The 20,976-nt window shown below is 39.2% G+C and carries 15 protein-coding genes and 1 other RNA gene; 12 read left to right on the plus strand and 4 right to left on the minus strand.

Annotated features, from left to right (window positions below; all coding sequences use genetic code 11):
* Positions 1-101: 101 nt before the first annotated feature.
* Both QM923_RS05575 and QM923_RS05580 read left to right on the plus strand, forming a co-directional pair.
* A complete protein-coding gene (locus QM923_RS05575) occupies positions 102-1,997 on the plus strand; it encodes a DUF2207 family protein (RefSeq protein WP_414291159.1) in 1,896 nt (631 codons plus the stop codon).
* A gap of 61 nt (positions 1,998-2,058) precedes the next feature.
* On the plus strand, positions 2,059-2,904 hold the full coding sequence (locus tag QM923_RS05580; RefSeq protein WP_036756966.1) for an undecaprenyl-diphosphate phosphatase: 846 nt from the start codon (positions 2,059-2,061) through the stop codon (positions 2,902-2,904).
* Between the two features lie 34 nt (positions 2,905-2,938).
* Here QM923_RS05580 and dinB read toward each other — a convergent pair whose 3' ends face one another.
* Complete coding sequence (gene dinB / locus QM923_RS05585; protein ID WP_414291160.1) at positions 2,939-4,000, minus strand: DNA polymerase IV; 1,062 nt, start codon at positions 3,998-4,000, stop codon at positions 2,939-2,941.
* Positions 4,001-4,238: 238 nt separating this feature from the next.
* Here dinB and pflB point away from each other — a divergent pair, with 238 nt between their 5' ends.
* Positions 4,239-6,554 carry a formate C-acetyltransferase gene (gene pflB / locus QM923_RS05590; RefSeq protein ID WP_036756974.1) on the plus strand — a complete coding sequence of 772 codons (2,316 nt, stop codon included), beginning with the start codon at positions 4,239-4,241 and terminating at the stop codon, positions 6,552-6,554.
* A 403-nt stretch (positions 6,555-6,957) separates the two neighbouring features.
* Positions 6,958-9,060, plus strand: coding sequence for an AAA family ATPase (locus tag QM923_RS05595; RefSeq protein ID WP_036756977.1), 2,103 nt, complete (start codon positions 6,958-6,960; stop codon positions 9,058-9,060).
* 59 nt (positions 9,061-9,119) lie between these two features.
* Here the strand turns inward: QM923_RS05595 and QM923_RS05600 are convergent, their stop codons facing one another.
* A complete protein-coding gene (locus QM923_RS05600) occupies positions 9,120-9,602 on the minus strand; it encodes an S-ribosylhomocysteine lyase (RefSeq protein WP_004251981.1) in 483 nt (160 codons plus the stop codon).
* Between the two features lie 205 nt (positions 9,603-9,807).
* On the opposite strand from QM923_RS05600, the gene QM923_RS05605 reads away from it, so the two are divergent.
* A complete protein-coding gene (locus QM923_RS05605; RefSeq protein ID WP_414291161.1) occupies positions 9,808-11,790 on the plus strand; it encodes a peptide ABC transporter substrate-binding protein in 1,983 nt (660 codons plus the stop codon).
* A 78-nt stretch (positions 11,791-11,868) separates the two neighbouring features.
* Here the strand turns inward: QM923_RS05605 and pbp1a are convergent, their stop codons facing one another.
* Together pbp1a and recU are read right to left on the minus strand one after the other, a co-directional pair.
* The gene (gene pbp1a, locus QM923_RS05610) at positions 11,869-13,995 is read right to left on the minus strand and encodes a penicillin-binding protein PBP1A (RefSeq protein WP_414291162.1); all 2,127 of its coding nucleotides are present in this window, start codon (positions 13,993-13,995) and stop codon (positions 11,869-11,871) included.
* The gene (gene recU / locus QM923_RS05615; RefSeq protein ID WP_414291163.1) at positions 13,992-14,588 is read right to left on the minus strand and encodes a Holliday junction resolvase RecU; all 597 of its coding nucleotides are present in this window, start codon (positions 14,586-14,588) and stop codon (positions 13,992-13,994) included. Before recU ends, pbp1a begins: the two co-directional genes overlap by 4 nt.
* 67 nt (positions 14,589-14,655) lie before the next feature.
* Here recU and QM923_RS05620 point away from each other — a divergent pair, with 67 nt between their 5' ends.
* From QM923_RS05620 to QM923_RS05650, 7 genes are all read left to right on the plus strand, one after another.
* On the plus strand, positions 14,656-15,183 hold the full coding sequence (locus QM923_RS05620) for an SLOG family protein (RefSeq protein ID WP_414291164.1): 528 nt from the start codon (positions 14,656-14,658) through the stop codon (positions 15,181-15,183).
* Between the two features lie 69 nt (positions 15,184-15,252).
* Positions 15,253-15,588: a cell division regulator GpsB gene (gene gpsB, locus QM923_RS05625; RefSeq protein WP_302851808.1), complete on the plus strand. Its 336-nt coding sequence runs from the start codon at positions 15,253-15,255 to the stop codon at positions 15,586-15,588.
* Positions 15,589-15,606: 18 nt separating this feature from the next.
* An RNA gene (gene rnpB / locus QM923_RS05630) (RNase P RNA component class B) lies at positions 15,607-15,988 on the plus strand.
* An 82-nt stretch (positions 15,989-16,070) separates the two neighbouring features.
* Positions 16,071-17,249 carry a THUMP domain-containing class I SAM-dependent RNA methyltransferase gene (locus QM923_RS05635; RefSeq protein WP_414291165.1) on the plus strand — a complete coding sequence of 393 codons (1,179 nt, stop codon included), beginning with the start codon at positions 16,071-16,073 and terminating at the stop codon, positions 17,247-17,249.
* Positions 17,242-18,687: a cell division site-positioning protein MapZ gene (gene mapZ / locus QM923_RS05640; protein WP_414291281.1), complete on the plus strand. Its 1,446-nt coding sequence runs from the start codon at positions 17,242-17,244 to the stop codon at positions 18,685-18,687. Before QM923_RS05635 ends, mapZ begins: the two co-directional genes overlap by 8 nt.
* Positions 18,688-18,763: 76 nt before the next feature.
* Complete coding sequence (gene gndA / locus QM923_RS05645; protein ID WP_006151777.1) at positions 18,764-20,188, plus strand: NADP-dependent phosphogluconate dehydrogenase; 1,425 nt, start codon at positions 18,764-18,766, stop codon at positions 20,186-20,188.
* A gap of 11 nt (positions 20,189-20,199) precedes the next feature.
* Positions 20,200-20,889 carry a response regulator transcription factor gene (locus QM923_RS05650; RefSeq protein ID WP_414291166.1) on the plus strand — a complete coding sequence of 230 codons (690 nt, stop codon included), beginning with the start codon at positions 20,200-20,202 and terminating at the stop codon, positions 20,887-20,889.
* Positions 20,890-20,976 lie beyond the last annotated feature (87 nt).

The raw sequence follows: 20,976 nt of genomic DNA on the forward strand, positions 1-20,976 counted from the left end.
CTCCCTCTATTGTATCTAAAAATGGTAAGATTTTCAATACAAGTAAACCTTAACTTCTAAAAAATGATATAATAGTGAAAAAACATGAAAGGGAATGTAAGATGAAAAAGAGATGGCTTCTGGCTCTGGTATTTACCTGTTTGCTATTTGTACCTCGTCTAGTTTTTGCAGTAGACTTCGATATTCTATCCTATAAGGGTGATTTGAATATTCATGCAGATAATACAGCGATTTTCAAAGAAACAATCACCTACCACTTTAAAGATGATTTCAATGGTCAATTGATTGGACTCGGAAAAGCAGGGAAAATGCCGAAGGGATTTGAAATTGATGACGAACCAACTGTCTTAGTATCTAAAAATGGCCAGATTGTTCAAGACGTCCTTTCATATACTAAGGAAGAAGAGGATGGCTACAAGGTCACCATTTTTAATCCGGGGAATGCAGGAGATACTGTTCGTGTGACTGTTACTTGGCAACTTAAAAACCTTCTTTTCTTGTATCAGGATATTGCTGAACTAAATTGGCAACCACTGACAGATAGTTCTGGAGATATCAAAGATTTAGAATTTCGAGTGACTTCAGATAGTCCTGCAGAGAAACTCTTTTTCCATACTGGCAAACTTCTCAACGAGGGAAGTGTCGAAAAAGTCAATGATATCTACTGGGTTAAGATGAAGGATCTTCCTAAAAAACGTCAAGTTGAACTACATGCCTATTGGCCGAGAGAAGCTTTCTCAAGTGCTCCAAGTCAAGGGTTGGATTTATATAATTTAAGTAACTTCAAAAGAGTTGAGATAGAAATAAAAGCCGATAAAGTGCACGCCAAGGTCATGATAAAATGGATTTTTCCAATCTTCTTTATGGCTCTCTTACTAGTAACGTTCTACTATTATAGGGAATTTCGTCAGCATACGACTCTTAAAAAGGTATATCCAAAGAATCATCGTCTCTACGAACCCCCAATGGATCTACCTCCAATGGTTTTGGCAGAAGCAATCTATTCAACATCTTTAGAGGAAGTTAGTCCTCTAAATAAGCAGAAGTTTGGTAAATTTACCTTTGAACAACTAATCCAAGCAACCTTGTTAGATTTAGTCGATCGAGGGCATTTATCCATTTTTCAAGGTGAAGAAGAGCCTTGGATCAAAATTAACAGTGAAAAAGGTTTGTCTAATTTTGAGAAGGAGTGCCTGCGGATGACTCTTTCTACAAATAAAGAATTGGCTCTTTCAGACCTTTTCCCTGAATATCAAGTTTCTTCTGGATTGTTCCATGGAGCTAAGGAAGCTGATGAGAAGCATATTCGAGAATTCGGCATGCACCTCAAGCGTTCCTTTGAAAGACGACTTGAACGCATGCAAAATTGTGTTCGAGACAAGGTGAAAATTTTACGAATTCCAAGTTATTATCGACCTTTAACGAAAAAAGAAAATAATCTTGTGAAAAAAATGAAAGTCTGTTCGGCTGTAACAGGTGTTGTCGGACTTATCATTTTCTACTATAGCTTTCGAACACATGGCTATTTCTCGCATCCTTTACTTGCCTTAGGTTTAATTGGTTTACTAGCGAGCGGTTTGATTCATTTAGTAACTCGAGGGCCTTCTCGTGATGGAGTCTTAAATGAAGAAGGGGCAGAAGTTGTTTATCTCTGGACAAGTTTTGAAAATATGCTTCGGGATATTGCTCATCTTGATAAGGCTGAACTAGAGAGTATTGTTGTTTGGAATCGTCTTTTGGTCTATGCAACTCTCTATGGATACGCTAAGAAGGTGAATAAAATCATGAAACTTCACAATATTCAACTTGAAAATGCTGCTATGAATCTTTATGTATCTTGTGGGTGGGATAAACAATTTCACACATCTGCTACTCAAATCAATCTATATACCTCAGTCGCAAATACAGCAAGTACCTTTTCTGTATCATCCGGAAGCGGTAGCTCTGGTGGTGGTTTCTCAGGCGGTGGCGGTGGTGGAAGTGTTGGTGCTTTCTAAAGAAAACTCAACACATGCTTTAAAAGTATGATATAATGGAGGATAGAAAAAGGAGTAATCTATGTATTTTTTTGAAATTTTAAAATCAATCTTTTTTGGTATTGTTGAAGGAATTACGGAATGGTTGCCGATTTCAAGTACTGGTCACTTGATTTTAGCAGAAGAGTTTATCCAGTATAAAGATCAAAATGAAGCCTTCATGTCTATGTTTAACGTAGTCATTCAGCTGGGTGCAATCTTAGCCGTTATGGTTATCTACTTTAACAAGCTTAATCCTTTCAAACCAGGTAAGGATAAAGTTCAAGTTCGTAGAACCTGGCAATTATGGTCCAAAGTTTTTGTTGCGACCCTACCTCTTCTCCTAGTCTTTAAGTTTGATGATTGGTTTGATACTCACTTCCATAATATGGTTTCAGTAGCCATCATGTTGATTGTTTATGGGGTTGCCTTTATCTATCTTGAAAAACGTAACAAAGCGCAAGCGATTGAGCCAACAGTTACTGAGTTAGACAAATTACCTTACAAAACAGCATTGTATATCGGTCTTTTCCAAGTCTTGGCCCTTCTACCAGGGACTAGCCGTTCCGGAGCAACTATCGTAGGTGGTTTGTTGAATGGGACTAGTCGTTCAGTGGTAACAGAATTTACCTTCTATCTAGGAATTCCAGTTATGTTTGGAGCCAGCGCTTTGAAGATTTTTAAATTTATCAAAGCGGGAGAAGTCTTGAGTTTTGGTCAATTCTTCTTGCTCTTGGTAGCAATGGTAGTGGCTTTTGCAGTCAGTATGGTTGCCATTCGTTTCTTGACCAGCTATGTCAAAAAACACGACTTTACAGTGTTTGGTAAATACCGTATTGTCCTTGGTAGTGTGTTGCTACTTTATAGCTTCATTCGACTATTTGTATAAGAAAAAACCTTGAGGGTAGATTCCTTCAAGGTTTTTAAAATCCCGTCATAGTGACTCCCAATAAGCGAACACCCTTGTCTTTATCACTCAGTGTTTCGTAGAGTTGGATAATACTTTGAGCAATTTCTTCAGAGTCTTGTGTTTGTTGATTCAGTGTTTTTCGTTTTGTCAAAGTAGAAAAGTCAGCATAGCGGATTTTCAAAATGACGATCTTACCACTTTTTTCATATTTTTGAAGACTAAGAGCAACTTTTTCCGAAAGGAGAGTTAGCTCTTTTTTAATATCTTCATCTAGACTTAGAATCTTACTGTAAGTTTTTTCTTTACCAATAGACTTACGGATACGATTTGATTTGACGGGAGAATTATCAATGCCACGAGCTTTGCGATACAGATCAAAACCGAGTCTTCCGAAACGATCAATGAGAGTGATTTCAGAAACCTCTAAAAGGTCAGTACCCGTATATACACCCATTTGATGGAGTTTTTCAACTGTTTTCTTGCCCACACCGTGGAATTTAGCGATATCCATTTGTTTGAGAAAATCTTCAGCTTCATCAGGAAGAATGACTGTCAAACCACGAGGCTTTTGATAGTCACTTGCCATTTTAGCTAAAAATTTATTGTAGGATACACCAGCAGAAGCTGTTAATTGTAATTCATTCCAGATATCCTGCTGAATTAAACGAGCAATTTTAACAGCAGATTTGATACCAAGCTTGTTTTCAGTTACATCTAGATAGGCTTCGTCGATACTCATGGGTTCAATTTTATCCGTATATCGTTTAAAAATAGCTCGAATCTGTTGGCCAACAGTAGTATATTTTTCGTAGTTCCCAGAAATAAAAATAGCTTGAGGACAGCGTTCATAAGCCTCTTTGGAACTCATAGCTGAGTGAATGCCGAATGCTCTGGCTTCATAACTACAGGTTGAAACTACACCCCGACCACCTGTTTTCCTAGGGTCGCTACCAATAATAACAGGTTTCCCTTTAAGTTTAGGATTGTCACGAATTTCTACAGCAGCAAAAAAGGCATCCATGTCAATATGGATAATTTTACGGGATAAATCATTCATCAGTGGAAATATCAGCATGAAATGGCCTTTCTTTGGTAGTTTATCTAGTTTTATTATACCTTTTTTCTGAAAAAATAGGAAATAGCTAATTATTTTTCAAAAATATAATACAGTTTGTAGTAAAATAAGAACTGTATTATAAAAGAAAGTGTTGAAAAATAGTGATTTCACTTGTTGAAATCGTTTACTGTGTGTTATACTGAATACATGAATGTAACAGATTACTGTTACTAGAAAGATAAAAGAGGACATTAACATGGTTGTTAAGACAGTTGTTGAAGCACAGGACATTTTTGACAAAGCCTGGGAAGGCTTTAAAGGTGTTGACTGGAAAGAAAAAGCAAGTGTATCACGCTTTGTACAAGCTAACTACACACCTTATGATGGAGATGAAAGCTTCCTTGCAGGACCAACAGAGCGTTCACTTCACATCAAAAAAATCGTAGAAGAAACTAAAGCACACTACGAAGAAACTCGTTTCCCAATGGACACTCGTCCAACTTCTATCGCTGACATCCCTGCAGGATTCATCGACAAAGAAAACGAAGTTATCTTTGGTATCCAAAATGACGAACTCTTCAAATTGAACTTCATGCCAAAAGGTGGTATCCGTATGGCTGAAACTACTTTGAAAGAAAATGGATACGAACCAGATCCAGCTGTTCACGAAATTTTCACAAAATATGTAACAACTGTTAACGACGGTATCTTCCGTGCTTACACTTCAAACATCCGTCGTGCTCGCCACGCTCACACTGTAACTGGTCTTCCAGATGCATACTCACGTGGACGTATCATCGGTGTTTATGCGCGTCTTGCTCTTTACGGTGCAGACTACTTGATGCAAGAAAAAGTAAACGATTGGAACTCAATCGAAGAAATCGATGAAGAAACAATCCGTCTTCGTGAAGAAATCAACCTTCAATATCAAGCATTGCAACAAGTTGTACGTTTGGGTGATCTTTACGGAGTTGACGTTCGCAAACCAGCGATGAACGTTAAAGAAGCTATCCAATGGGTAAACATTGCCTTCATGGCTGTCTGCCGTGTTATCAACGGTGCAGCTACATCTCTAGGACGTGTGCCAATCGTATTGGATATCTACGCAGAACGTGACCTTGCTCGTGGTACATTTACTGAATCAGAAATCCAAGAATTTGTTGATGATTTCGTTATGAAACTTCGTACAGTTAAATTTGCTCGTACAAAAGCTTACGACCAATTGTACTCAGGTGACCCAACCTTCATCACAACTTCTATGGCTGGTATGGGTAACGACGGTCGTCACCGTGTTACTAAGATGGACTACCGTTTCTTGAACACTCTTGATAACATCGGTAACTCTCCAGAACCAAACTTGACAGTTCTTTGGACTGACAAATTGCCATACAACTTCCGTCGCTACTGTATGCACATGAGCCACAAACACTCTTCAATCCAATACGAAGGTGTTACAACAATGGCTAAAGACGGATACGGTGAAATGAGCTGTATCTCATGTTGTGTGTCTCCACTTGACCCAGAAAACGAAGAACAACGTCACAACATCCAGTACTTCGGTGCTCGCGTTAACGTTCTTAAAGCTCTTCTTACTGGTTTGAACGGTGGTTACGACGATGTTCATAAAGACTACAAAGTATTTGACATCGAACCAATCCGCGACGAAGTTCTTGAATTCGAATCAGTTAAAGCAAACTTTGAAAAATCTCTTGACTGGTTGACTGACACTTACGTAGATGCTTTGAACATCATCCACTACATGACTGATAAGTACAACTACGAAGCTGTTCAAATGGCCTTCTTGCCAACTAAACAACGTGCTAACATGGGATTCGGTATCTGTGGATTTGCTAACACTGTTGATACATTGTCAGCTATCAAGTACGCTACAGTTAAACCAATCCGTGACGAAAATGGCTACATCTACGATTACGAAACAATCGGTGAATACCCACGTTGGGGTGAAGATGACCCACGTTCAAACGAATTGGCAGAATGGTTGATCGAAGCTTACACAACTCGTCTACGTAGCCACAAACTTTACAAAGACGCAGAAGCTACTGTATCACTTTTGACAATTACATCTAACGTTGCTTACTCTAAACAAACTGGTAACTCACCAGTCCACAAAGGTGTATACCTCAACGAAGATGGTTCTGTGAACTTGTCTAAACTTGAATTCTTCTCACCAGGTGCTAACCCATCTAACAAAGCTAAAGGTGGATGGTTGCAAAACTTGAACTCACTTGCTAGTCTTGACTTTGGTTATGCAGCTGATGGTATCTCATTGACAACTCAAGTATCACCTCGCGCTCTTGGTAAGACTCGTGACGAACAAGTTGATAACTTGGTAACAATCCTTGATGGTTACTTCGAAAACGGTGGACAACACGTTAACTTGAACGTTATGGACTTGAACGATGTTTATGAAAAGATCATGTCAGGTGAAGACGTAATCGTACGTATCTCTGGATACTGTGTAAACACTAAATACCTCACTCCAGAACAAAAAACTGAATTAACACAACGTGTCTTCCACGAAGTACTTTCAATGGATGATGCATTGAGCTAAGATTTATAAATAGTAAATCAAAAACCAGTCACTCTGACTGGTTTTTTTGTTATAAAATTTTTAAAAAAAATTAGTCAAAATTGGTCAAATCTCTTGACTAAAACTGACCAAAGTGATATACTAAGAACATAAGGATAATGAAAGTCCTTAGGAAACCTTGATTTTAAGGTGATTGTATATAGTATCTTAAGATCAAAGTATGGGTAAAACCTAGAAAAGAGGTACAACCTATGGTTAACATTAGTATTTTTAAAAGTCCAATCGAAAAACCTGTATTGGATAAAGAAAAACCTGAAATTATACGTAGAGTAGCAAATAGCTAGTCTAAATTTTTTGAAACAAAGGTCAGAGAAAGTCAAATTATTTTGACTAAGTAAATTTGAAAACAAACGAGGTATGAAATATGAATAACAACTTTAATAACTTTAACAACATGGATGATTTATTTAACCAATTGATGGGTGGTATGCGTGGATACAGTTCAGAAAACCGTCGTTACTTGATTAACGGCCGTGAAGTAACGCCTGAAGAATTCGCTATTTACCGTCAAACTGGTCAACTTCCAAGCGAAGGAAGTGAACAAGCTCAGTACGTTCAAGGTAAAGGTATGAAACAAGATGGGATTCTTGCAAAACTTGGACGTAACTTAACAGCAGAAGCACGTGAAGGTAAGTTAGATCCGGTTATTGGACGTAATAAAGAAATCCAAGAAACTTCTGAAATTCTTTCTCGTCGCACAAAGAATAATCCAGTTCTCGTCGGTGATGCTGGTGTTGGTAAAACTGCAGTAGTAGAAGGATTGGCCCAAGCTATCGTGAATGGTGACGTTCCTGCAGCAATCAAGAATAAAGAGATCATCTCGATTGATATTTCTGGACTTGAAGCTGGTACTCAATACCGTGGTAGCTTTGAAGAAAACATTCAAAACTTGGTAAACGAAGTCAAAGAAGCTGGAAATATTATCCTTTTCTTCGACGAAATTCACCAAATTCTTGGTGCTGGTAGCACAGGTGATGGTCAAGGGTCTAAAGGTCTTGCTGATATCTTGAAACCAGCTCTTTCACGTGGTGAATTGACAGTGATTGGTGCAACTACTCAAGATGAATACCGTAATACCATCTTGAAAAACGCAGCCCTTGCTCGTCGTTTCAACGAAGTGAAGGTTAATGCTCCATCTGCTGAAGATACTTTCAAAATTCTTCAAGGTATTCGAGATCTTTATCAACAACACCACAATGTTATTTTGCCAGATGAAGTCTTGAAAGCTGCCGTTGATTACTCTGTTCAATATATTCCACAACGTAGCTTGCCAGATAAGGCTATTGACCTTGTGGATGTGACAGCTGCTCACTTGGCGGCTCAACATCCCGTGACAGATGTACATGCAGTTGAGCACGAAATTCAAGCGGAAAAAACTAAACAAGAAGAAGCTGCGGCTAAAGAAGATTACGAAGCAGCTCTAAATGCAAAAGTCCGTATCGAAGAGCTTGAAAAGCAAATTGCTAATCATACAGAAGATCACAAGGTTACAGCTACTGTAAATGATGTAGCTGAGTCTGTCGAACGGATGACTGGAATCCCAGTATCACAAATGGGTGCAACCGATATCGAACGATTGAAAGATATGGGTCACCGTTTGCAAACGAAAGTTATTGGTCAAGACAAGGCTGTTGAGGCAGTAGCAAAAGCTATCCGTCGTAACCGTGCAGGTTTTGACGAAGGAAACCGTCCAATCGGTAGCTTCCTCTTTGTAGGTCCTACTGGTGTTGGTAAGACTGAGTTGGCCAAGCAATTAGCTCTTGATATGTTCGGAACGAAAGATGCCATCATCCGTTTGGATATGTCAGAATACAGTGATCGTACAGCCGTATCTAAATTGATTGGTACAACTGCAGGTTATGTTGGTTACGATGATAACAACAATACATTGACAGAACGCGTCCGTCGCAATCCATACTCAATCGTACTTTTGGATGAGATTGAAAAGGCTGACCCTCAAGTCATCACCCTTCTTCTTCAAGTCTTGGACGATGGTCGTTTGACAGATGGTCAAGGTAACACTGTCAACTTCAAGAATACGGTGATTATCGCAACTTCAAACGCAGGCTTTGGTTACGAAGCTAACTTGACAGAAGATGCTGATAAACCAGAACTTATGGATCGTTTGAAACCTTACTTCCGTCCAGAATTCCTTAACCGTTTCAATGCTGTCATCGAATTCTCACACTTGAGCAAAGAAGATCTTTCTAAGATTGTAGACCTTATGTTGGTTGAAGTTAACAAGACGCTTTCTAAGAAAGACATTGACTTGGCAGTGAGCGAAGCTGCTAAAGAATACATGACTGAAGAAGGCTACGATGAAGTGATGGGTGTTCGTCCACTCCGTCGAGTAGTTGAACAACAAATCCGTGACAAAGTCACAGACTTCCACTTGGATAACCTTGATGCTAAACACCTAGAAGCTGACATGGAAGATGGTGTTTTGGTCATTCGTGAAAAAGCCTAAATCAAGATTTAGAAAATAAAAAAAGGAACCAGTTCAAAAGCTGGTTTCTTTTTTTATTATTAGATGACATGACGTTCAAAGGCATCATCTGAGATTCCTTGTTGGAGAATCAATTTTGCCCATTCTTTAGCTGAAAATAGGCTGTGATCCTTGTAGTTTCCGCAAGATTCAATAGTTGTTCCTGGGACATCTTCCCAAGTTGTTGTCTCAGCGATTTCTTTCAATGAATCCTTGATGACAGCTGCGATTTCAGCGCTAGAATGACGTCCCCACATAATCATATGGAACCCTGTACGACAACCAAATGGTGAACAATCGATCATACCGTCGATGCGAGTACGGATTAGCTTAGCCAAGAGGTGCTCAATAGTATGAAGTCCAGCAGTAGGGATAGAGTCCTCATTTGGTTGAACCAAGCGGATATCAAAGTTAGAAATGATATCTCCTTTCGGTCCAGTCTCTTCTCCAATCAAGCGGACATAAGGAGCTTTTACAATCGTATGATCTAGTTCAAAACTTTCAACAATAACTTCTTTAGACATGGTGTTTCCTTTCAATTTTCTTCTTTCATTATATCATAAAGATATATTTGATAAATATCTATGATAGAAATTTTCCTAAAAATATTTTCATGTTAGATATATAGGAAGAAAATATTTTCAAATTAATTTGAAAAATTCTGAAAATTGTATTGACACATGGCTGAAAAGGGACTATAATGTATAAAAAGTCAAAAAGGAGTTAATTATGAAATTTTCAAAAGTAATGGCACTAGCAGGAGTGACTCTGTTAGCGTCAGGTGTTTTAGCAGCTTGTTCAGGTTCAGGCTCTAGTGCAAAAGGTGAGAAAACTTTTTCTTACGTTTATGAAACAGATCCAGACAGCCTCAACTATCTGACAACAGGTAAGGCTGCGGTTGCTAATATCACAAGTAATGTTGTTGACGGTTTGCTGGAGAATGACCGTTACGGGAACTTCGTGCCATCTATGGCAGAGGACTGGTCTGTCTCTAAAGATGGTTTGACTTACACTTATACAATCCGTAAAGATGCTAAGTGGTACACTTCTGAAGGTGAAGAGTATGCACCTGTGAAAGCTCAAGACTTTGTAACAGGTCTTAAATATGCAGCTGATAATAAGTCAGAAGCCCTTTATCTTGTTCAAGAATCCATTAAAGGTCTTGATGCTTATGTAAAAGGTGAAGTAAAAGACTTCTCAGAAGTTGGAATCAAGGCAATTGATGATCAAACTGTTCAATATACTTTGAATAAACCAGAAAGCTTCTGGAACTCTAAGACAACCATGGGTATTCTAGCACCAGTCAATGAAGAATTCCTTACTTCTAAAGGAAGTGACTTTGCCAAAGCAACTGATCCAAGCAGTATTCTTTACAACGGTCCTTTCTTGTTGAAATCATTGGTAGCTAAATCTTCAGTAGAATTTGAAAAGAATCCAAACTACTGGGATAAGGACAATGTTCATATTGATAAAGTAAAACTATCATTCTGGGATGGTCAAGATACAGGCAAACTTGCAGACACCTTTAAGGATGGCGGCTTCTCAATGGCTCGTCTCTTCCCAACAAGTGCAGGATATCCTGAACTTGAAAAAGAGTTTAAGGATAACATCGTTTATACACCACAGGATTCTGCTACTTTCTTAGTTGGGACAAATATTGACCGTCAGTCTTACAAGTACACTTCTAAGACTACAGATGAGCAAAAGACATCAACTAAAAAAGCTCTCCTAAACAAAGACTTCCGTCAAGCCATCGCCTTTGGTTTTGATAGAAAAGCCTATGCTTCTCAAGTCAATGGAGAAAGCGGAGCAAGCAAACTTCTTCGTAACTTGTTCGTACCACCAACATTTGTTCAAGCTGATGGTAAAAACTTTGGTGACTTAGTTAAAGAAAAATTGGTAACCTATGGTGACGAGTGGAAAGATGTCAATCTAGATGACGCTCAAGATGGTCTTTACAATCCTGAAAAAGCGAAAGCAGAATTTGCAAAGGCTAAGACAGCTCTTCAAGCAGAAGGTGTTCAATTCCCAATCCACTTGGATATGCCAGTCGACCAGACTAATACTACTAAAGTTCAACGTGTTCAATCATTGAAACAATCGCTTGAAGCAACGTTAGGAACTGACAATGTTGTTATTGACATTCAACAACTTCAAAAAGATGAAGTTCTTAATGTTACCTACTTTGCTGAAACAGCTGCTGGAGAAGATTGGGATCTCTCAGATAACGTTGGTTGGTCACCAGACTATATTGACCCATCTACTTACCTTGATATCATCAAACCGTCTGTAGGTGAAAATACTAAGACTTATCTAGGATTTGATTCTGGTACAAACAACGCCGCTGCCAAACAAGTTGGTTTGGAAGATTACGAAAAGATGGTTGTTGAAGCTGACAATGAAGACACAGATGTTTCAAAACGTTATGATAAATATGCTGCTGCCCAAGCTTGGTTGACAGATAGCGCTTTGATTATTCCAACAACTTCTCAAACTGGACGTCCAATGTTGTCTAAGATGGTACCATTCACCCTTCCATTTGCATACTCAGGTAACAAGGGTATGAGTGAAGCCCTCTTGTACAAGTACCTTGAACTTCAAGATAAACCAGTAACTGCTGATGAATATCAAAAAGCTCAAGATAAATGGAAGAAAGAAAAAGAAGAATCTAATAAAAAAGCGCAAGAAGATCTTGCAAACCATGTAAAATAAAAGAAGGTGGAGTTAGTAATTAACTCCACTTTTTCATTAATAAAAGACCTAGGAAGATGTTTCCTAGGTCTTTTAAGATTATTGTTGTCCTTGAGGATTTTGATTTTGATTTTGATTTGTATTTGGAACAGTTTGGTTTTGTCCATTATTTGGGCTAGTAGTTTCAGCAACTGTAGTTTGATTTTCGGTTGTTGTAGTAGGAGCTTCTGTAGTAGCTTGTTGGGTTGTTTGAGGGAGCCTGTTGCTACGGGCGCCGGCTTTGAAGATATACTCACCATTGCGATACAGACCTTCAGGCATTGTCCAATCACCTGGGTGATCATTCTCGGAAAGGTACTCCATCATTGAGCGATAGATATTTGCTGCTACTCTAAATCCATCTCCTTCGATTGGAGTGAGACGATTTGAATAACCTGTCCAAACTGCCATTGAATATTTGCGGGTATATCCTACAAACATTTCATCTGGAGCTACATAATCGTATCTCTTAATGTAATTTTCAATTTCATCATCTGTATAGTTAGATGTACCCGTCTTACCTGCTTGAGGTAACCAGGACATGTAGGCACCACGGCCTGTTCCGTAGGTAAGTACAGTTTTCATCATTTCTGTCATCATGTAGGCAGTTGTTTCCTTCATGGCGCGTGATCCAGGATCAGAAAACTCTTTTGAATTACCGTCACTAAAGACAACCTTATTGATGTACATTGGTTTGTGGTAGATACCACCATTAGCAAAGGCGGCGTAGGCAGCAGCCATTTTCTCACTGCTAGCTCCGTACTGTTTATGGGATTCAACCGTATTACTTGAAATAGCATTGGCGTAAACCATGTTAGGATAATCAATACCTAAACCATTTAAAAAGGTCTTAGCCTTGTTTAATCCAACTTTTTCAAGCGTTTCAACTGCTGGTATGTTACGAGATTGCTGAATGGCATATTGGAGAGTGATATTTCCGTAGTAACTCTTATCCCAATTATAGACAGGGGTGTCTGTTCCAGGATAGTTATATGGAATGTCGGGGATAAGAGTAGCAGTTGAGTCGTAAATTCCGTACTCAAGTGCAGGTGCATAGTCTGTGATAGGTTTCATAGTAGAACCCCAGTCACGATTTGTTTCAACAGCTTGGTTGAGACCGAAGGATACATTACTTGATTGGTGTCTTGAACCAAGTTGGGCAATAACCTTACCATTTGAAACATCTACGATAGTAGAAGCAGCTTGGATTTCATCGTCGGGGTAGTGAACATACTCATCGGTATTGTAAATATCCCAGAGTCGTTTTTGAACATTTTGGTCTACGTTTGTATAGACCTCCATTCCAGTTGTTAGGAGATTGTAGCCAGTTTCTTGTTCGACTTGATCAATCACTTCTTTGAGGTAGTTGTCCAAGTAAGGAGGGTAGGTATTACTTCCTTTAAGACTTTGTAAACCATCAGTGATAGGTGTATTTATCGCAGTATCATATTGTTCAGCTGTCAAATAACCTTGTTTTTTCATTTCGGATAGAACTAGGTCACGACGCTCCTTGGCTTCATCGGGGTGAGAATAAGGATCGTATTGGTTAGGCGCCTGTGGCATTCCGGCTAAAAGAGCAAGTTGTGGAATAGAAAGATCTTTTAAATCTTTGCCATAGTAATTTTGAGCGGCAGTTTGCATACCATAATTACCGTTAGACATGTAGACCTTATTAATGTAATAGGTCAAAATTTCTTGTTTGGTTGCAGTTCTTTCCAACTGAATAGCTAGCCAAGCTTCTTGGGCTTTACGTGAGATTGTTTGGTCGGACGATGATGTTGAAAAGTAAGTTAATTTTATCAACTGTTGCGTCAAGGTTGAACCACCTTGGATGCCATTACTTCGAAGATTTCGTAAGAAAGCGCCCATGATGCGGATGCTATCAATACCTCTATGGTTGAAAAAACGATGGTCTTCAATGGAGACGATTGCATTAACAAGGTCTGTAGGAATTTCACTACTTTGAGCATTGACACGGCGCTCTGCTCCTAAGTCAGCAATCAATTCGTTTTTACTGTCGTAAATCTTACTTGAAGTTGTTGCTACCAGTTTGCTTTCAGAAAGTTCTGGTGCTTTAGATACGTAGTAGAAGAAGACACTCGCACCAATCAATATCGAAGCGATAGAGGCTACTAAGAATCCAATCCCTAGATATTTAGCGATGCGCCAGATAAGTTGTTTGTTCATATTGTTTTACCACCTAGTAAATGTTGTTTGACGATATCGAGATAAGGTATTTGAGGAAAGGCTTGTTGTTCAATTACAAAACCGTGCTCTCGGATATAATCAAGCGGCATTGATTTTTTCCCCATATCCTGATGATGAAAACGGATGAGGTCAATCGCCGGTAATAAATATGTTTCTTGATAAGAAGAAAAATGGATTAGGACGAAGCAAATCCCCTTTTGTTCAAGAACCTGTTCCATATGCTGTATCTGATGAGAATGGAAGTTCTTCATCGGGAACGCATTTTTTTGTCGAGTTTCCTTTGCTTCAAAATCAATGTAGAATCCTTCATAAACACCCGAGTAGTCAGTGGTTGAGGCCTGTCTAAAATAGGCTTCAACAATTTTAGCCCGACTCCGCTGAGGATAGTCGACCCGAACAATTTGAACTGGGGTTGGCTTTTTATGAATAACCGCTATTCCATGTGATAGATAGTAGTCATTGGTAGCATTAATCATCTTTTCAAAGCTCATCCCTCGATTTGCGAAATTTTTAGTTTGAGGTAGGGAATTATTACTTGGTTTAGATGAAAGTTTATGTGGATAGTTGACCATAGTCCTCCTTATTGGTACAATAACATCACTCTATTATACCACAAAGGTCAACAGAAAGGGTGAAAAAATGCATACAGCCTTGGTTTTGGGATACTCAGCTTTTGATTTAGGATTGTTTAATGAAAAGGATATTCGGTTAAAAATCATCAAAAAAGCCATTCGTAGAGATTTGGAAAGATTGGCTGAGGAAGGCTTGCAATGGCTAGTGTTTACGGGTTCTCTGGGTTTTGAACACTGGGTCTTAGAAGTTGCTAGAGATATGAAAGAAGACTATGGGTTTCATCTAGCAACCATTTTTGACTTTGAGACACATGGCTCGAATTGGAATGAAGCTAACCAGGTCAAACTTAGTGATTTTAAACAGGTTGATTTTATTAAGTATGCCTATCCGACTTTTGAACATAAAGGACAACTGAGAGATTACCAGATTTTTTTACTTGAAAATACAGATGGAGCCTATCTTTTTTATGATCAAGAAAACGAAACAAAACTGAGATTTTTTTACGAACTGATGAAAAAGAAAGACAACTATATTACAAAAAGATTAACATTTGAGGATTTAAACGAAATAGCCGAAAATTTTTCCGAAAATTGAGGCTTTGACCTTGCTTTTTGTTTGCCTTTTTTTATATAATAATACTAGTAACTGAGAATGGAGAGAGACATGGCAAGTATTATTTTTACAGCAAAGGATATTTTTGAGCAGGATTTCGGAAGAGAAGTACGTGGATACAGTAAAGCAGAGGTAGATGAATTCTTAGATGACGTTATCAAGGATTATGAAACCTATGCAGCGTTGGTTAAATCATTGCGCTTGGAAGTCGCAGAATTGAAAGAACAATTGGCGAACAAACCTCAAGTGGCACCTGTATCTGTAACGTCTGAGCCTGCTGAGCTTGGAAGTACGACTTCTATGACTAACTTTGATATCTTGAAACGCTTGAATCGTCTTGAAAAAGAAGTATTTGGAAAACAAATCGTAGAAAATTCTGATTTCTAAGAATCATACAGTTGTGCAATTTTTGGATAATCGCGTGGAGAGTTTATCTTTTCATGAGGAAAGTCCATGCTAGCACAGGCTGTGATGCCTGTAGTGTTTGTGCTAGGCGAAACCATAAGCCTAGGGACGAGAAATCGTTACGGCGAGTGAATAGACTAAGTTTTCGGATATGTTTTAGTAGCTCTGAAAGTGCCACAGTGACGAAGTCTCTCTGGAAACAGAGAGAGTGGAACGCGGTAAACCCCTCAAGCTAGCAACCCAAATTTTGGTCGGGGCATGGAGTGCGCGGAAACGAACGTAGTACTCTGACTACTAGCAGCTTCTAGCTGTTAGTGGTAGACAGATGATTATCGAAGGAAATGATCCTAGTCATTTCTGGAACAAAACATGGCTTATAGAAAATTGCATATAGGTTGGGGCTGAGAAATTTTCTCAACCTCATTTTTTAAAGGTGAACAAGAGAAAGGTCTTTAAAGACTGACATGAAACAAACATTTAACTTAATAGCGACTGCAGCAGCAGGCTTAGAAGCTGTTGTGGGTAGTGAAGTACGAGAACTAGGCTATGATTGCCAAGTTGAAAATGGTCGCGTTCGCTTTGAAGGAGATGTAAAGGCAATTATTGAAACCAATTTGTGGCTGAGAGCTGCAGATAGGATTAAGATAATTGTTGGGACTTTTCCCGCAAGAACATTTGAAGAACTTTTTCAAGGAGTTTTTGCCTTAGATTGGGAAAACTATTTACCACTTGGAGCGCGTTTTCCAATTTCAAAAGCAAAATGTGTCAAGTCAAAACTTCATAATGAACCCAGTGTTCAAGCTATTTCTAAAAAGGCAGTTGTCAAGAAATTGCAGAAACATTATGCTCGACCAGAAGGCGTTCCCTTGATGGAAAATGGTCCAGAGTTTAAAATAGAGGTTTCAATTCTTAAAGATGTTGCAACTATCATGATTGACACAAGTGGCTCTAGTCTTTTCAAACGAGGTTATCGTACTGAAAAAGGTGGTGCTCCAATCAAAGAGAACATGGCAGCGGCGATTTTACAATTATCAAATTGGTACCCTGATAAACCACTGATTGATCCAACCTGTGGTTCAGGTACTTTCTGTATTGAAGCTGCTATGATTGCTCGTAATATGGCACCAGGTTTGCGACGTTCCTTTGCTTTTGAAGAATGGAATTGGGTCAATGATCGATTGATTCAGGAGATTCGTACGGAAGCTAGCAAGAAGATCAATCGCGAGATTGAACTTGATATCATGGGTTGTGACATTGATGGACGTATGGTGGAAATTGCTAAGGCAAATGCTCAGGCTGCGGGGGTTTCTAAGGATATCCACTTTAAGCAGATGCGCGTGCAGGATTTGCGAACAGATAAGATTAATGGAGTTATTATTTCGAATCCACCATATGGGGAGCGCTTATCCGATGACGCTGGAGTCACTAAGCTCTATGCTGAAATGGGAGAGGTATTTGCACCACTTAAAACCTGGAGTAAATTTATCCTGACTAGTGATGAAGCTTTTGAAAGTAAATATGGTAGTCAGGCTGATAAAAAACGGAAACTCTATAACGGTACTTTGAAAGTTGATTTATATCAATATTTTGGTCAACGAGTGAAAAGACAAGATGTCAAAACAGAAAGGAATGCAAATGAGTAAGGAAAGAAACAATCACCATCACAAGGATGAGCAAGAATCTAAATTTGAATTTGAAGAAGCTAAAGATTTAACGGTTGGTCAGGCCATTCGTAAGAACGAAGAAGTTGAGGCCAGTGTGACTCCGGACGATACCATCTTGGACAAATATATTAAGCAACACCGTGAAGAAATCGAAGCCGACAAGTTCGAAAATCTACAAACGAAAAAAGAGGAGTCTACTCAAAGCTTGGATGATATGATTCAAGAAGTGAGAGAAACTACTGAACAAGAAAATACATTAAATTCGGATGAGGAAGCAATTGCTCTTGCGGTTGCTACAGAAACAACTGAAATTCTGGCTAAAGAAGTTGAAGAAGAGGAAACGAGAGTTCTCGAGCAACCTTTTAAGGATGAATTGAAAGCTGTGGAAATGGCTGAGGTTGATGACTCTGAAGTCGCAGTGGTTTATGAGGAAAATGAAGAACAACTTCAACCCTTATCTCGTTCTGCTCAAGCAGATGATCAACCACAAAATAAAAAGAAATGGGTAATTTTGTCAGCTATTATTTTAGTAATCCTCTTAATTTTTGGAGGTGGCTATTACGTTTATCGTCAGATTGCACGTTCTTCTCAAGAGCTTCAAACGAAGGCGGCAGATTCAGGTCTGGTAAGCAATCAGTCAGTCTATGAACAATTTAATACGCTCTACGACACATTTTATACTGATGAAAACAAAACAGCTCTTAAAAATAGCCAATTTAGTCAATTAAATCAATTGAAGGAACTTCTAGACAAACTTGAAGGAGCGAGAGAACATACTCTAGCTAAATCAAAATACGATAGCTTAGAAACACAAATAAAAGCTATCAAAGAAGTGAATGCTCAATTTGAAACCCCAGCTATTACAGATGGCGTCTTGGATACAAACGCAAAAGTCAAAGCGGATGCCAAATTCACGGATATCAAGACTGGTAATACAGAAATTGATAAACTGCTTGATAAAGCAATCGGCCTCGGTAAGAGTCAATTAACAAGTACAACAGCAAGTACAGCTTCGACAACAGTTGCTAGTCAGGAAGCGTCAAGCCCAACAACAGAAAGCAGTCCATCTACTTCAACAAGTGATACTGCGGCATCTACTAATAGTGGCTTGTCAAGCGAAGGTGTTAATTTGCAAAGAAGCGCTAGCCGAGTACCGTATAATCAATCTGCTGTAAATGATAGTAGTAATCCTGCCTGGACCTTTGCAGATGGTGTTCTTGAACAGATTCTTGAGACATCCCGTGCGCGTGGATATATCACTGGAAACCAGTATATCTTGGAACGTGTAAATATTGTGAATGGCAATGGATATTATAATCTTTATAAACCAGATGGAACTTATCTCTTCACCCTTAACTGTAAGACAGGATACTTTGTAGGAAATGGTTCTGGTCACGCTAACGATCTTGACTACTAGTCAAATTGTTATAAAATTCTTTCTTTTCACAGATAAACGTGATAAAATAAAACATATTAAATAAGAGGAGTGTCACATGACAAAAGCTAACTTTGGTGTCGTGGGTATGGCCGTAATGGGTCGTAACCTTGCCCTTAATATTGAATCTCGTGGCTATACAGTTGCCATTTATAACCGTAGTAAAGAAAAAACAGAAGATGTTGTTGCTTGCCATCCTGAAAAGAACTTTGTGCCAAGCTATGATATCGAAAGCTTCGTAAACTCTATCGAAAAACCACGTCGTATCATGCTCATGGTTCAAGCAGGACCAGGTACTGACGCAACCATCCAAGCCCTTCTTCCACATTTGGACAAAGGCGATATCTTGATCGACGGAGGAAATACTTTCTATAAAGATACTATCCGTCGTAACGAAGAGTTGGCGAACTCGGGTATCAACTTCATCGGTACAGGTGTCTCTGGTGGTGAAAAAGGTGCCCTTGAAGGTCCTTCTATCATGCCTGGTGGACAAAAAGAAGCTTATGAATTGGTAGCAGATGTTCTTGAAGAGATCTCTGCAAAAGCACCAGAAGATGGGAAACCATGTGTGACTTACATCGGTCCTGATGGAGCTGGCCACTATGTGAAAATGGTCCACAATGGTATCGAGTATGGAGACATGCAATTGATTGCAGAAAGCTATGACCTCATGCAACACTTGCTTGGCCTTTCAGCTCAAGATATGGCTGAAATCTTTACTGAGTGGAACAAAGGCGAATTAGACAGCTACTTGATCGAAATCACTGCGGATATCCTTGGACGCAAAGACGACGAAGGTCAAGATGGACCAATCGTAGACTACATCTTGGATGCTGCAGGAAACAAGGGAACAGGTAAATGGACTAGCCAATCAGCTCTTGACCTTGGTGTGCCATTGTCACTGATTACTGAGTCAGTATTTGCGCGCTACATTTCAACTTATAAAGAAGAACGTGTACACGCTAGCAAGGTGCTTCCAAAACCAGCTGCTTTCAAATTTGAAGGAGACAAGGCTGAGTTGATTGAAAAGATCCGTCAAGCCCTTTACTTCTCAAAAATCATTTCTTACGCACAAGGTTTTGCGCAATTGCGTGTCGCTTCTAAAGAGAATAACTGGAACTTGCCATTTGCAGATATCGCATCTATCTGGCGCGATGGATGTATCATCCGTTCTCGTTTCTTGCAAAAGATTACAGATGCTTACAACCGTGATGCAGATCTTGCTAACCTTCTTTTGGATGAGTACTTCTTGGATGTAACAGCTAAGTACCAACAATCAGTTCGTGATATCGTAGCTCTTGCTGTTCAAGCAGGTGTACCAGTACCAACCTTCTCAGCTGCCATCACTTACTTTGATAGCTACCGTTCAGCTGACCTTCCAGCAAACTTGATCCAAGCACAACGTGATTACTTTGGTGCCCACACATACCAACGTAAAGACAAAGAAGGAACATTCCACTACTCTTGGTATGACGAAAAATAAGTAGGTCAGCCATGGGGAAACGGATTTTATTACTTGAGAAAGAAAGAAATCTAGCTCATTTTTTAAGTCTGGAACTCCAAAAAGAGCAATACCGAGTTGATCAGGTAGAAGAGGGTCAAAAAGCCCTCTCCATGGCTCTTCAGACTGACTATGACTTGATTTTACTGAATGCTCATCTAGGGGATATGACAGCCCAGGGTTTTGCAGAACAGTTGAGTCGGACTAAGCCAGCTTCGGTTATTATAGTCTTGGACCATCGAGAAGAATTGCAAGACCAACTTGAAACAATTCAGCGTTTCGCTGTTTCATATATCTACAAGCCAGTCATTATTGATGATTTGGTGGCTCGTATTGCAGCAATTTTCCGAGGTCGGGATTTTATCGACCAACACTGTAGTCAAATGAAGGTTCCAACGTCATACCGCAACCTACGTATGGACGTAGAACATCATACTGTCTATCGTGGTGAGGAGATGATTGCCCTCACACGTCGTGAATATGACCTTTTAGCGACCCTTATGGGAAGCAAGAAAGTTTTAACTCGAGAGCAGTTACTGGAAAGTGTTTGGAAGTATGAAAGTGCGACCGAAACTAATATCGTGGATGTTTATATCCGTTATCTACGTAGCAAGCTTGACGTAAAAGGTCAAAAGAGCTACATTAAAACCGTGCGTGGTGTGGGTTATACCATGCAGGATTAATAAGCAATATTTTATCAATTAAAGTCGAAGAGCACTTGCCTATAAGCAAGTGCTTTTTTGAAGCATTGATTGCCTCTTTTTTAAAGG

Source organism: Streptococcus infantis (assembly GCF_047463275.1).
GTDB classification, from domain to species: Bacteria; Bacillota; Bacilli; order Lactobacillales; family Streptococcaceae; genus Streptococcus; species Streptococcus infantis_AF.